This window comes from Dehalobacter sp. 12DCB1, assembly GCF_004343605.1.
Taxonomy (GTDB): domain Bacteria; phylum Bacillota; class Desulfitobacteriia; order Desulfitobacteriales; family Syntrophobotulaceae; genus Dehalobacter.
Genome location: NZ_POSF01000015.1, coordinates 24,238 through 37,972, shown reverse-complemented (window position 1 = coordinate 37,972; position 13,735 = coordinate 24,238). Strand labels below are relative to the sequence as shown.

Annotated in this window: 9 protein-coding genes; 2 read left to right on the top strand and 7 right to left on the bottom strand. The window is 42.5% G+C overall.

Features of this window, described 5'->3' with window-relative positions:
* Window positions 1-140: 140 nt before the first annotated feature.
* Entirely contained in the window at window positions 141-1,643 is a 1,503-nt protein-coding gene (locus tag C1I38_RS08990; protein ID WP_119775092.1) for an IMP dehydrogenase, read from the bottom strand.
* A 303-nt stretch (window positions 1,644-1,946) separates the two neighbouring features.
* On the opposite strand from C1I38_RS08990, the gene C1I38_RS08985 reads away from it, so the two are divergent.
* Window positions 1,947-2,846, top strand: coding sequence for a cysteine synthase family protein (locus C1I38_RS08985; protein WP_119775091.1), 900 nt, complete (start codon window positions 1,947-1,949; stop codon window positions 2,844-2,846).
* A 98-nt stretch (window positions 2,847-2,944) separates the two neighbouring features.
* Here C1I38_RS08985 and C1I38_RS08980 read toward each other — a convergent pair whose 3' ends face one another.
* The 3 genes from C1I38_RS08980 to C1I38_RS08970 all read right to left on the bottom strand — a co-directional run bounded on the left by C1I38_RS08980 (window position 2,945) and on the right by C1I38_RS08970 (window position 8,056).
* On the bottom strand, window positions 2,945-4,738 hold the full coding sequence (locus tag C1I38_RS08980) for an ABC transporter ATP-binding protein (RefSeq protein ID WP_119775090.1): 1,794 nt from the start codon (window positions 4,736-4,738) through the stop codon (window positions 2,945-2,947).
* Between the two features lie 80 nt (window positions 4,739-4,818).
* A complete protein-coding gene (locus C1I38_RS08975) occupies window positions 4,819-6,762 on the bottom strand; it encodes a cell wall-binding repeat-containing protein (RefSeq protein ID WP_119775089.1) in 1,944 nt (647 codons plus the stop codon).
* Between the two features lie 187 nt (window positions 6,763-6,949).
* Window positions 6,950-8,056, bottom strand: a complete 1,107-nt coding sequence (locus C1I38_RS08970; RefSeq protein ID WP_119775088.1) for a PEGA domain-containing protein — start codon at window positions 8,054-8,056, stop codon at window positions 6,950-6,952.
* A 248-nt stretch (window positions 8,057-8,304) separates the two neighbouring features.
* Between C1I38_RS08970 and C1I38_RS08965 the strand changes: the two genes are divergently transcribed.
* Window positions 8,305-9,846 carry an MBL fold metallo-hydrolase gene (locus C1I38_RS08965; protein WP_119775087.1) on the top strand — a complete coding sequence of 514 codons (1,542 nt, stop codon included), beginning with the start codon at window positions 8,305-8,307 and terminating at the stop codon, window positions 9,844-9,846.
* Here the strand turns inward: C1I38_RS08965 and C1I38_RS08960 are convergent.
* Genes C1I38_RS08960 through C1I38_RS08950 form a run of 3 tightly spaced genes read right to left on the bottom strand, consistent with a single transcriptional unit; the run spans window position 9,776 to window position 13,733 of the window.
* On the bottom strand, window positions 9,776-10,426 hold the full coding sequence (locus tag C1I38_RS08960; RefSeq protein WP_119775086.1) for a response regulator transcription factor: 651 nt from the start codon (window positions 10,424-10,426) through the stop codon (window positions 9,776-9,778). The two genes, C1I38_RS08965 and C1I38_RS08960, sit on opposite strands and share 71 nt — an antisense overlap.
* Window positions 10,427-10,450: 24 nt before the next feature.
* Complete coding sequence (locus tag C1I38_RS08955) at window positions 10,451-12,802, bottom strand: ATP-binding protein (protein ID WP_119775085.1); 2,352 nt, start codon at window positions 12,800-12,802, stop codon at window positions 10,451-10,453.
* Entirely contained in the window at window positions 12,783-13,733 is a 951-nt protein-coding gene (locus C1I38_RS08950; protein WP_119775084.1) for a polyprenyl synthetase family protein, read from the bottom strand. Before C1I38_RS08950 ends, C1I38_RS08955 begins: the two co-directional genes overlap by 20 nt.
* Between the last annotated feature and the right edge of the window lie 2 nt (window positions 13,734-13,735).

The window sequence follows — 13,735 nt, the reverse complement described above, 5'->3', positions numbered from 1 at the left end:
CAATAGACTAATATTGACCAACAAACCAATAAGCTTGCCCTTTGAAGAAAGACAAGCTTTGAAATTGCAAAATAACATATTTAAGTATAATTCTTTTTTGGCATGATCGTCAACGACATTACTGTTTTTAAGGCAATTTTTTATTTTATATAGCTGTTATCCTTCAGTAAGACGTCATGTGAACCGCCTTCCACGATGCTTGTTGCGGATACGAGCGTGAGTTTGGCGTTTTTGTGCAGTTCTGGAATCGTCAGAACCCCACAGTTGCTCATGGTTGAACGGACTTTGTTCAGGCTCAGGGTTACGTTGTCTTTTAAACTGCCGGCGTATGGCACATAGGAGTCAACGCCTTCTTCAAAAGAAAGCTTGCCGTCACCACCGAGATCGTAGCGCTGCCAGTTCCTGGCACGGTTAGAGCCTTCTCCCCAGTATTCCTTCATGTAGCTGCCATTGATATTGACTTTGTTCGTCGGACTCTCATCAAAACGTGAGAAATACCGGCCAAGCATGATAAAATCGGCACCCATCGCCAGAGCCAGCGTAATATGATAATCATGGACGATACCGCCATCCGAGCAGACGGGGATGTAGATTCCGGTTTCCTTAAAATATTCATCGCGCGCATTGGCAACTTCAATCAACGCGGTAGCCTGTCCGCGGCCTATCCCTTTTTGTTCGCGGGTAATACAGATCGACCCGCCGCCAATACCGACTTTGACAAAGTCAGCCCCAGCTTCGGCCAGGAATAAAAATCCATCGCGGTCCACGACGTTCCCGGCACCCACCTTTACGGATTCACCGTATTTTTTGCGAATAAAGTCAATCGTCCTTTTCTGCCATTCCGAAAAGCCTTCGGAAGAATCAATGCAAAGAACATCCGCTCCGGCATTGACCAGCGCAGGCACCCGTTCTTCATAGTCCCTGGTATTAATCCCAGCTCCGACAATATACCGTTTGGAGGTATCCAGAAGCTCCCTCTCGTATTCTTTATGGGAATCGTAGTCTTTGCGGAAGACCAGATACTTAAGGTTTTGGTCTTTATCAATCAAAGGTAAAGCATTCAGCTTATGGTCCCAAATAATATCATTGGCTTCACTCAGGGTGACTTGATCGTTTCCGCAGATCAGATCCTCAAACTTCGTCATGAATTCTTTGACTTTCGTATCTTTGGACATTCTGCTGACGCGGTAATCTCTGGTCGTAACAAGACCCAGCAGCTTACCCGAAGCTGTACCGTCTGAGGTCACAGCCACTGTGGAATGATCCGTTTTGGCTTTCAGGGCCAAAATGTTCGCCAGCGTGCTGTCCGGGGTGATATTGGAATCGCTGGTCACAAAACCTGCCTTATAGTTTTTGACACGCGCAATCATCTGAGCCTGTGTATCAATCGGTTGAGAGCAATAAATAAACGAAATACCGCCTTCTCTGGCCAGAGCGATTGCCATTTTATCGTCCGAAACAGACTGCATGATTGCCGATACCAGAGGAATATTCATGTTAATGGAAGATTCCTCACCTTTTTTGTATTTTACAACGGGAGTCTTCAGACTTACATTTGACGGGGTACAGTCTGCTGAAGAATACCCGGGTACTAATAAATATTCTCCAAAAGTATGAGAAGGTTCATCAAAATAAGTAGCCATATCAATCTCTCCTTTATCATTAATATTAATCGTTCAAAGCATTTTTATTGCATAAAGCTTGTACTTCTTCATTTATATCAGGCGCTAGCCAAGTCTTCTTGAAAATCAACTACGAAAATTTAACCAGAAATATTCTTATTCGCTAAATATTATCACATTCCTTTCAAAAATCAAGATGTTGACAGAAATTCAGACAATTTAAATTTTATTTCATAGCAAAAAAGAGAGTTTAACAGGATTTCCCTGCCAACAAAGATAGTGTATAGTATTCTTAGTATTGAATGATCAGAGAGGAAGATGCTTGTGTACAATAATATTCTCGAGACCATTGGACATACTCCGTTGGTCCGGATCAACAGATTAAATCCGAAGCCGCACGTTGCGCTGTACGCAAAGCTGGAGGGTTTTAATCCGACTGGAAGCATCAAAGACCGCATTGCCTTAAAAATGATTGAGCAAGCCGAAGCGTGTGGCTCGCTTGTCCCTGGCAAGACCATTATTGAACCGACTTCCGGTAACACAGGGATTGGCCTCGCCATGATCGGTGCTGTTAAAGGATATAAGGTTGAAATCGTGATGAGTGAAGCCGTATCCGTGGAGCGCCGCAAAATGATCGAAGCTTTTGGTGCCAGGACAATCCTGACCGACTCTTCCCAGGGAACTGACGGAGCAATCCGCAGAGCGCATGAGCTCTGCAGGATGTATCCAGAGAAATATTTCATGCCGAACCAATTCTCAAACGAATACAATAAGCTCGCCCATTATTATACGACTGCGCATGAAATATGGGAGGAGACCCACGGAAAAGTCACTCACTACGTTTCCGCGCTTGGTACCTCAGGGACGCTCATGGGCGTTGGCATGGGTCTAAAGGACAAGAATCCTGCGGTTCAAATTATTGAAGCCCACCCTGAGAAGGGCCATTATATTCAGGGTCTTAAAAACATGGAAGAGGCCATTGTGCCGGAAATCTATGATCCTAGCAAGATAGACCGGACAGTCATGATTGAATCTGAGGCCGCTTTTGTCATGGCCAGAGCCATCGTCCTCCAGGAAGGCATCTTTGTCGGCATGAGCAGCGGAGCCGCAATGATTGCAGCTTTGGAATGCATCAAAGATATCGAAGAAGGATTGATCGTGGTCCTGTTTGCTGATCGCGGGGAAAAATATCTGAGTACGAATCTATTTAATTTAGCTGAATAAGCAGCAGATAATAGCAGACGAAAGATCCAAACAGTAATTGGTTTGGATCTTTCGTCTGCCTTCGCTTAACTTAGATCATACTTATTAAGAATTATATTTTATATTGTCTGGTTCTTGAACTGTGTATCATACAGCTTTTTATAGATCCCGTCCCGTAACAATAAGTCCGCATGTTTTCCTACTTCCGCGATCCGTCCTTTTTCTACGACAAGGATCTGGTCGGCTGCCAGTACCGTGGAAAGCCTGTGGGCAATAATAAAACTTGTCTTCCCTTGCAGCAGAGGAACCATTGCTTTTTGAATGTACAGCTCGGACACTGAATCCAGGGAAGAAGTTGCTTCATCAAAGATAATGATCCGGGGATCCTTCAGGATGACGCGGGCAATCGAGATCCGCTGCTTCTCCCCTCCTGACAGCTTGATTCCCCTGTTTCCGACCACCGTCTGGTATTTGTCCGGCAGCGTCATGATAAAATCATGGATATAGGCTGCCCTGCAGGCTTCTATCATTTCAGCTACCGTGGCATCTTCCCGGGCGTATTTTAGGTTTTCTTCAATTGTGTCATTAAATAAATAAGGCTCCTGCATTACAATGCCAATTTGCCTGCGCAGGGACTGAAGTGTCAGATCCCTGATATCTTCTCCATCAATTTTAACACAGCCGTCCATAACATCGTACAGTCTTGGGATTAGATTCGTGATGGTTGTCTTCCCTGCCCCACTCGGACCGACCAGCGCGACCATGGTTCCGGGGGCAACGGAGAAGCTGATATTCTGGAGAACAGGTATTTTATGATCATATGAAAAGGAAACGTGTTCAAAATCAACTTGACCGACAACTGAGACAATGGTTTTCGCTTTGTCACGATCCACAATCTCAAACGGCTGGTCAAAATAGTCGAAGATCCGCTGAAATAAAGCGAACGAACGGACAACATTGATATGGATATTTGACAGCTGGGCTGCAGGGGTATAAAGCCTGGCCAGCAGTGCTACAAAAGCCACAATTTCCCCGACAGTGATTTCCCCATGCATATAGAGGTAACCGCCAAAAAAATAGATGAGCATCGGCCCAATGAAGGTAAAGATGCTGATAGTCATCGTAAACCATTGCCCGGCTAAAGACTCTTTTGTCCGCAGGCGGGATTCTTCCCGATTGACTTTCTCGAATTTCGTATAATCCGCTTTTTCTTTCGTAAAAATTTTCATCAAGATCGAACCGCTGATGCTGAATGTCTCCTGTAAAATCTGGTTCAGTTCATCGACCTTGGCCTGGGTCTGGGATACAATCTTCCATCTGACTTTGCCGACTTTGCGTGTTGGTATGACAAAAAGCGGAACGATTACCATGCCGACAATCGCCAGTTTCCAGTTCATCGAGATCAGCGCCGCAGCTGTGGTGACAAGCGTCAGGGTGCTACTGAGCGTATTGATGATCGTGCTGTTCAGCATTTCCTGGACGCCATTGATATCGCTGTTCATCCGCGTGATGATTTCACCCGGTTTGACCGAGGAGAAAAAACGCAGGGACATATGCTGAATATGGTCAAACATCTGGTTTTTCATCTTATAGATGATATTCCGGGCAATCAAGGTTTTGAGATAATTTTGTCCGACCATCAACAAACCGCTTAAGATAGCTGCCCCGATGGCAACCAGCATCAGAATCGCCAGGTACTTCATATCGTGCTGAGGCAGAGCCTCATCTAATATACTCCTGGTCGCTAAGGGAGGTACGAGTCCAAGCAGCGCTGAAACGACCAGGGACAGGATGATCACGGCGGTTTGTTTCCAGTACGGAATAAAATACCGGAAGATTCTGGCCAGCATTTTGCCCGTAATTTTTGGCAGCTCCACTGAATCATCGATGAAACGCACTCTGCCAAGACCCATCGTACCACCACCCTTCCGATTAATTCTCTATGGGTAGATTAGCACGACTTGGCAGGATTGAAAAGCCTTTAACGAATCTCCTAATACCAGTATTGAGTATACCCGTCCCAATTATCAAATAAGATATAGAATGAGTCTCCGTAGTACATTCCACCGTTAAACACATTCGGGCCATATCTTGTTTGAAGGTCATTCAGCATAGCCTCCAGCCACACAAGATAAGCTTCGGAATGATTATCCAGCACGTCCGATTCAGCAGCATCTGTCTCAGGGGTCACCGTAAATACAATAAATGCACTTCCATCATGGGAAGTATCGGTATTACCCTGATAGGCAGTCACGGTAACGGAATATTTGATTGTTTGGCCTGCAATCACATTTGTGCCATAGGCATTCTGAATATAAGAAGCCATATTGGCAAAGACACTGTAAATGGCCGGTAAAATTTCCGGCAGTGTTTTATTAATATTCTCCAAGAGCATAGGTTTTAACAGGTTAATCGGAACTGCGAAGTTCAGGTTCTGGCCGCCATAATATACGGCGGCTGTGATACCGATGACTTTTCCCTGCTCATCCACCAGCGCACCGCCGCTTGACCCGGAACTGATCGGGGCAGAAATCTGAATATATGTCGTTCCATTAATATCTCTGAATTTTGTGCTGATTAAACCGTTAGACAAAGTATTTTCCAATCCGAACGGGTTACCGATTGCATAGATATTATCTCCTGTTTCAATCAGGCTAGAATCACCGAGGGAGACAGCAGTCAATCCTGTCGCACTAATTTTAAGTATGGCCAAATCGGTTGTTTCGTTATAACTTAAGACCTTTTGGACATCATAGGATGTCCCTGCCGCGGTCTTTACTTTAGCACTGTACGAGCCTTCAATTACATGGTAGTTCGTCGCAACCTTGCCGCTGGAATCAACAATAAAACCGCTGCCGCTCCCCAGAGCATTCCCGCTGCTGTCATAAGTCTCAATGTAAACGATAGAAGGGCTGACCTTGGCAAAAATCTCTTTGGCGGTTAAGGTCCCTCCCGTTTCAATCCCAAGGTAACTGTTGACTAGGGATGATGAAATTGCAGCTTCCCCGCCAAGTATATTCAGCTGTGTAATACTGGAGCTAATGGCTGCTAAGTAATTATTAATGCGGCTGTCTGATGTTTTTCCGGTCAAGATAATCGGTGAGCTCAATTTCGCGGCATAGGATGAGCCTGCCAGAGCATCGGCAAAATTATTACCGGTTGCTAAAAATGTATTGTCAAAGGCATATTCGGGCTCAAAAGCTTTCAAAACCGCTAGATTTGTAGCATAGCGGTCACTTCCTTGAATGCGTGTCGGGCTTGGGAGGGCGTTGAAGACTGAATCATTGATCTCAGCAGTATTGCCGATCACATAAGTTTGCTGAATACTGTTGTTTGCAATATATTGTTCCAGGCTTTCGCTGACCGTACTCTTATCCACCAGGATCATTGGAATTTGTTTTTTGCCGGCGTAGGATGAAATCGAAAGCGCATTCGGATAATCACCCCCAGGAGCGACGACAAGCATTCCGGATGTATTACCGATACGTTTAGCTATCTCAACCGAGGTATAATATCTGTCGCTTCCGGACAGTCGGGTAACTGAGATTCCCATCGACTTCAGCTGGGTTTCAACAGCCGTAGAAACGACAGCTGGTCCACCGACAATATAGACATTCTTTGTGCCTAGCGCAGTCAGCGTGGACCTCGTAACTGCTGTTAAACTGTCTTTTTCCGTCAGTAAGATTGGAGCATTATACTTTGCTGCCAGAGGGGTTGACGCCAAAGCATCAGGAAAGTTACTTCCACAGGCGATAATCGCCCATTGTGAGCCTCCGGACCAACCTTCTTTGGCAATATTAGCGGCAGTGGTATACCGTGTATCCCCAGAAATACGGTGGGTAGGGATCGTCGATGCTAAAGCCTCGGGGACAAATGCACCCAGACATAAGATTAAAGTTAACATTACTGAAAGGCATTGTTTTGCGTATCTTTTCACTTTGTATCTCCTTTCAACCCACAGCAGATTAGGTTCTTACAAAATCCTTTATATGAAAATGATTTAACTATTATACTATATCATACCATTATTTACAAAAAATAACGATCCCATAGTTTCTTTTATTGAAGCAGCAAATATGCAAAGACATTTTTTAGAGCATGCCTGTGCAGCGGCTATAAGGTTATCAGTTTAAACCGGAAGCCCAATGGATGGGATGAATCAAGATATAAAACGGGCCGGCGTTACTTTCTTCGAGTTTTGGGTAAGGAAATGGTTCCCAGATACCGCCTGAATCGCTCATATACGTGAAGTGTTGGATTATGGGGCCATAGGCAGTGCCGATAATACTATAATCGTGCGGATCCTCTCCGGCCATAATTGCCTGATAATTCGTAACGCCAAGCCTGATATTCTCTTCTGCCCCGTGGGAAGCAATGGTATATACATTTCCAAATTGCTGTCGGAAATGAGCAATCTCTGACTTTAATCGTCTTCGCAATTCTTGTTTGACAGCCGGCGTTATATCCTGTGCAGATTTGAGATGATTTAGCCGAGAATAATCTGCCAAAGTCTCGTAATGCAGTCCAACTTCATGTCCCAGCGCCCTTACTTCTTTGAGAACTTCAGGATCGGCGGTGCACCAACGAAAATAATAGGTGCTTTTAACTCCTCTGCGGTGTTCGATTTTTGCCATAGCTAAGGCCTTCTCAGCGGATACATCCACATCATGCCTTAAAACGATAGTTTTCTTGGTAATTGGAGCATGGTTATAGTAATCCATAACCCTTATAGGTTTGTAGCCAAGCAAGATAATTTCATCCAGGAATCCTTCATAGTCTTTTTGGTCCACCGGTAGTATAATCTGTTTATTCGAAGCAGTTTCCGGTTTAAGTGTTAAATAGCGTATTGAGCTCACATGTCCGGAATTTTTCGCCATAACCACGTACTTTCCTGCTAAAAGCCTTTTTTTAAGCGGTGTTTTGCCGATATACACGTTGTTGACATAGATTGGAATTCCTTTCACCGAATCGGTCTTGATTTCAAGGTAATAGCTATCCAAGCCTGTTTGGATTGTAATTTCTTGGGCTTTTTCATCCAAGGTTACAATAGCCCCTATCTTTTCTAAATAATCACGGAAAGAGAAAATAGTGTCCTGACTGAATAAGTGATTCGGAGTATGAAATTTAATGATATTAACTGAGATTAATAATTTTCCAGCCATTAGAACAACTGCCAGCAAAAGTATGCCAACGGCGGCTACCTGGGACTGTCGTGTAACGTTTAATTTCATATTCTTTAACTTTCCTCTGTCGTTCTTAAAAATACGTACCTGTACATCTCTCTGAAAAACATACCGAACTTAGACAAAAATAAAGTTATTTGTGAATTATGTTACGATATGTATAATACGTATTATTTTTCATTATGTAAATATAAATTTTCTTGGCTTCTAAAATAGGGTTGAATGTATGATGTTGTAGAAAATTAACGAGCAGAACTTTATAATAAATACAGCCAATTATTTGATTTGAGGTAGTTATGAACAGAAAATCTTATGTTACCCGTATGCCTGATAAGACAGGAGCTTTCCTGCTCGCTTCCAAGATCATTGCCAAATACTGCGGCAATATTGTCCGCGTGAGCTACAATAAGGCTGTTGACCTGCATATGCTGTTTCTGGATGTCGAGGCCACTGCCGAAAACCATCAGAAAATCGCCAAAGAACTCGAAACGGTCGGTTATCTTAAAAATGAACTCTCTGAAACACGCGTCATCGAGGTCAATATCAAAATTCCGGACCGGCCTGGTGCCGTACTGCCTGTCCTTAAAATTCTGGACCTCTATAATATTAATATCTCGTATTTGAATTCGAGTGCCAACGGTACACCCTATCAGGATTTCAAAATGGGCCTGCTGATCGAAAATCCGGATATGATTAAAATGTTGCTCGATGATATCAGCGTAGTTTATCAGATTGATATCATCGAATATGACGATTTTGAAAAGAATTTGGACAATACGATTTTCTATATCCGGCTGGCGAATGAAATGCAGCATATCCTTTCTTTAAGTACAGAACAAACCATTGAATTCATCTCCGAATCGAACCGGATCCTCCAGATGCTGCAGGAGACCGGTGAGAGCCCCAAAAAAGTCTTTGGCTATATCCGTCGTTTTGCATATTTTATCAGCAAATACCGCGGCAGCCATTTCAGCGCCGACATCGATCAGGTCCGGATCAGCGAACAGGTCACACTGTACAGCATCCAGCCGCCCTGCGGCAGCAACACCTATGTGCTTGCTTTAGCTGAAGAACTCGTTTTAATTGATACCGGCTATGCAATCTATGCCGAAGAAATGTTCAAGATATTCAAGGAGCTTTTTCCGGCCTGGGATACCCTGAAAAAACGCGTTTTTATCACCCACGCCGACGTCGACCACTGCGGCCTGCTCTCTAAACTCGGCATACGTATCGGCTTAAACCAAAAGAGCGCCGACAGTCTAAGGTGTCAAGCCGCTGGAATCCCCGATTACCGTGAAAACAGCGATCTTGGCTGGGGCTACAGCAAACTCAGCCGGATCATCTCCGGCTATACCCCGCCAAATCCCGAGCAGTTCGAAGTACTTGACGCCGGCTTTCCGACCACGGCACTCGAAGAACATCAGGAACTGATCGCGATCGCAGAATTCACCGTTGCTGATCTGAAATTCCAGGTTTTCGAAGGCAGCGGCGGCCATCTTTACGGCGAGATGATCTTTGTCTGCGAAGAATACGGCCTGGTGTTCACCGGTGATAACCTCGTGAATATCAGCGGCTTCTCCGAGGAAAGAGCCGCGTTCAACTCCCTGGCACCTTACCTGATGCGGAGTGTAAACATCGACTCGCAAAAAGCAACCGAGATGCGCAAGCAGATCATGAGGCTGCTGGGAGAATTAGAAGACAAAAATAAAAAGCCCTGCCTCGTCTGCGGCGGGCATGGACCCATATCGGTACTGGAAAACGGAGAGCTTAAGGCTCTGCAAAAGGCCAGGTTAAAACAGCCTCTAACTTGGTATTCACGCCAAATTTCAGAAGGATGATATTAATCCGTTCACTGAGGATACGAACCGACACGCCTAAAATAGAAGCAATTTCCTTGTTGGACAACCTCTTGGCCAATAATCTCATGATTTCTTTTTCTTCAGGCGTTAGTATTTTTTCCAGAATTTCCACAGGTTTAACTGGGAAGTGCATATCATCGATGTCTATTTGTTTTTTTGGAAAAGCTAAAGGACTTTGATAAAAGTAAGAACCGCCGTCCATGATCCTTAGAATGGCTTGAACCATTTCCCGGATATACATATCCTTTAAGATTACCCCCTGGGCCCCTTTATTCCTTGCTGCAATGACATACCCTTCCTGATTACATTCAGTCATCAAAATGATTTTTACTATGGGCGCAATTCGTTGGATTTGTTCAATCAAAGAGATTCCGTTGCCATCATTCAGATGAATATCCAGCAATACGATATCAGGCGGAGATTGACGGACAAAATCAAGGCATTCTCCCTCGTTTCTCACAATTCCCACGATTTCGATTTGCGGCTCCATGGAAAAAAGAACTTTGGTATTTTCCGTAAACGGCCCGTGACTGTCGACGATTAAAACTTTAACGTTCATTTGCCCACCTAACTTCAATTCATCTTAATATATCGGTATTGTTGCTTGAAGTGTTGTGCCACGCTCCATACCGGAACTGATCAGTATTTGTCCACCCAGTCTCTCAATACGTTCTTTCATGATTGCTAAACCGGAATGCGCCCCGTCTAAGAACCCTTTGCCAAGTTGATCGGGATCAAATCCCTGGCCATTATCCCTTACCGTTAATTCCAATTTGTCTCCACTTAGTTTAACACGGACCGTCTGTTTCTTTGAACCGGAATAACGCAGGGAGTTGATTATTCCTTTTTGTATGAAGCGGTAAGCGGCTATTTCGATATCCTCTGGAAAACGATCGTCTAATCCAATTCCTTCTGTTTCCAGCAGAATGAAGCTTGGCTCCTTTAGCATAATATCCTGAAACAGCAATTGTATAGCAGGAATTAAACCCAAATCCGCTAAAATTGGCGGAAGTAAATTGTGAACCGTTTGATTTAGATCATAGTTCAAATCATTAATCAGATCCCTCATCCGCGAAATTGCCTGTTGGAACATATCATCATCTATATTTTCTTTTTCCAGTATTTTCAACCAACGGCTGATATCCAGAACGCTCTGTACCGGGCCATCCAATATTTCTTTGGCCAGACTTCCTTTGCCTCGTTCAATCATTCGGATTAAGGAATTGGTAATACGCTGAAGTTCCCGGTTTCTTCTATGAGAGTTCGAGAATGTTTTGTTCAGGTAATTAATTTCTTTAGTCAGATCAACAACAACGAGCTGCATCAGCACCTGATAAGCTAACTGACCGGCAAGTAACGTCAGAAAGGGTAATTCGGACTTATCAAATTTAACATGAGAATAGCGATGGCCAAAGAAGATTCCACAGCGAGAATTGTGAGAAACAAATGGTACAAAAACTTCGGCTGGAAACTCCTCTGGAATGAACTCTGCTTCAAGGTCCAGCTTTTGATTTTGACGAAAATACCCTTCTAACTTTGACTGTTCTTTACAATTATTTTTAAACCGGCCAACTGACTTTTCAAAACAGCCAGTCTGTTCGTTTTCTACAATAACAAAAGCCCCGTCAATCCCTAAATTCTGAATCAGATCTTCAAAGAGCTGATCTTTGGCTAACAGTAATGTGGTATTTTCTTCTAGTTGAATGATTCTTTGTTTAACACCGGATTTGCTTTGACTTATATTATTATTAAATATTTTACTTATTGTTGTTCGTATTAAATAAAAACAAATGATAAATAATATTGATAAAATAAATACAGCTAAATAAAGTTCGAAGTTCATGGATTGAATAAATTTAATTTTGTATAGGATAAAATACGTGAGGATACTAATGATTATCCCGGCTAAAGAATTTGTAATAATGATTTCATACAACCTTCGACTATCCGGTAAATATTTATTTGCAATAACGTAATAGAGTGAAATAGGAATAGCGGCGACAAATAGAAAACTTAATTCGGTATATACCCTTATATTTAAAGTGAAAAATAACGGAATAGCAACAAATAATATGTTAGGCAAAAACCCAATAATCATTCCTAACAAAGTAATACCAGCTTCATTCTTTTCTGGCCGTTCTTTTGGTAACTTTATTACCTGACTTAAGTTCCATATCGAAATAATAATGCCAATAAGCATATTCAATAATGACAGATTTCTTATTAGCCTTGCTAATTGGACAATGCCTGAAAATTGCATAATTGTCAAAATAATTATGAACGTAAGAATAATTAGTATTGATAATTGGCCATATTTATTGATTTTTCTTGGCTGATCAACAGGAAAGATTGAAAAAAAACGAATAAGATAAACAGGCGCTAATGAAAACGTAACAAACTCCAATTCTTTGGCCAAAAGTAAACAACGGCCTGAAGCCCGAGTTAAAATAATTGCTAAGGCAAATAACCAAAGCATCCAAAATAAAGTACGAGCTTGTTTTAAAAAAGGTCGCTTGTACCAAGTTAAAAAACCCAGTAGCCAAAACGTAAACCCTAATATGATTAACGGAATTTCACTCAATGCTGTAAACAAATCAATTTGTTTATGTATAGTAATTGCTTTGGAAGTCATTTGCCCCGGACTGACGAATTCGATTGTTGTAGCATCTTCCAGTATGTCCCATTTTTGAACAATAGGGTTTTTACTAGGATCTTTACCGTCAATTTTGAGGATTTCATCCCCCAACTCTATCCCGGATTGATACGCTTCGCCAATAGAATCGCATGTTACCACCAGCCAGTGGCCGTTTACGTTTTTTAGATCAAGACCTATATATGGCCGTTCCAGACAAGCAACAAAGTAAACAAGTCCTAGCACAATGAAAATCACACTTGCTAAATAATAAATATGCCGATTAATAAATTTCTCCCACAAGTTTTTTCATCTTCTCCTTTTGTTTTTCTGGAACGGGAAGCCTTTCAAGGATTTCACCAGCAACATGGCGATAAATTTCAAACATGACGGCACAATATTGACTAACCCCTTCTTCGGCAGAAGTTCTTTTCAACAATTCTTTTTCATTATCCAATAATTGTTGCGACCGGTAGCCTTTTTCCTTTTTAAGCAGATGGAACTGGCCCACTTCTTTTGCTGTGTGTAAAAGGTAAACATAGGGTAGGGTTTTTATATTATTTGTAAAATCATGCTTTTTCTGAAAATCCAGAAAGTCATTTAAATCGTTGCGGATTTGGTTCATGATCCCAAAGTTTTGGCCAAACTCTGCTAACAACTCTTTAATAGAATCTGAAGCCCCTCCCAGGATCGCTCCTATTTTACACGCACAGGAAGTCAAACTTCCTGACTTTCGTTTGACTATTTCAAAGCATTGCTCAAGAGAAATATGATCACAGTCAGCATAAAGGAACTCCCTGAATTGACCATCACTGGCAATTACCCCAGCGTGGTGTATAGTCTTACTGATTTCTCTATAAATCCTATCATCCTGAATTTCGCTAATTGCCTCATCGCTTAACATTAAAAGACAATTTGCCAGGCTTATAGCTTTCGCCTCCGAAATTTTTCGCCAGGGCAGATCATCATGATCCTGATCTTGAATATCGTCAAAAATATCCGCTGCCAAGGCAAAAAATTCCATCGCAATTGCTCCCGGCAGCGCAGTTTCTGGCTTTCCCCCTGTACACTCGCAACTCATAGTGGTTAAATAGGCCCATTTAAATAATTCACCCGTACTACTGTCTGCATTCAATGAATTTTGAATCATTTGACACATTTCAGCACTAAGTTTCGTTGCTTCCATAATCCTATTAATTTCTGCAAAGATGTTTTGATCAAGCTGAAAATTCATTT

What these genes read in the sequence shown, in the direction of transcription:
- C1I38_RS08990 (WP_119775092.1), bottom strand. Translation starts at nt 1,643, where the DNA reads ATGGCTACTTATTTTGATGAACCTTCTCATACTTTTGGAGAATATTTA.
- C1I38_RS08980 (WP_119775090.1), bottom strand. Translation starts at nt 4,738, where the DNA reads ATGGGTCTTGGCAGAGTGCGTTTCATCGATGATTCAGTGGAGCTGCCA.
- C1I38_RS08970 (WP_119775088.1), bottom strand. Translation starts at nt 8,056, where the DNA reads ATGAAATTAAACGTTACACGACAGTCCCAGGTAGCCGCCGTTGGCATA.
- C1I38_RS08965 (WP_119775087.1), top strand. Translation starts at nt 8,305, where the DNA reads ATGAACAGAAAATCTTATGTTACCCGTATGCCTGATAAGACAGGAGCT.
- C1I38_RS08960 (WP_119775086.1), bottom strand. Translation starts at nt 10,426, where the DNA reads ATGAACGTTAAAGTTTTAATCGTCGACAGTCACGGGCCGTTTACGGAA.
- C1I38_RS08950 (WP_119775084.1), bottom strand. Translation starts at nt 13,733, where the DNA reads ATGAATTTTCAGCTTGATCAAAACATCTTTGCAGAAATTAATAGGATT.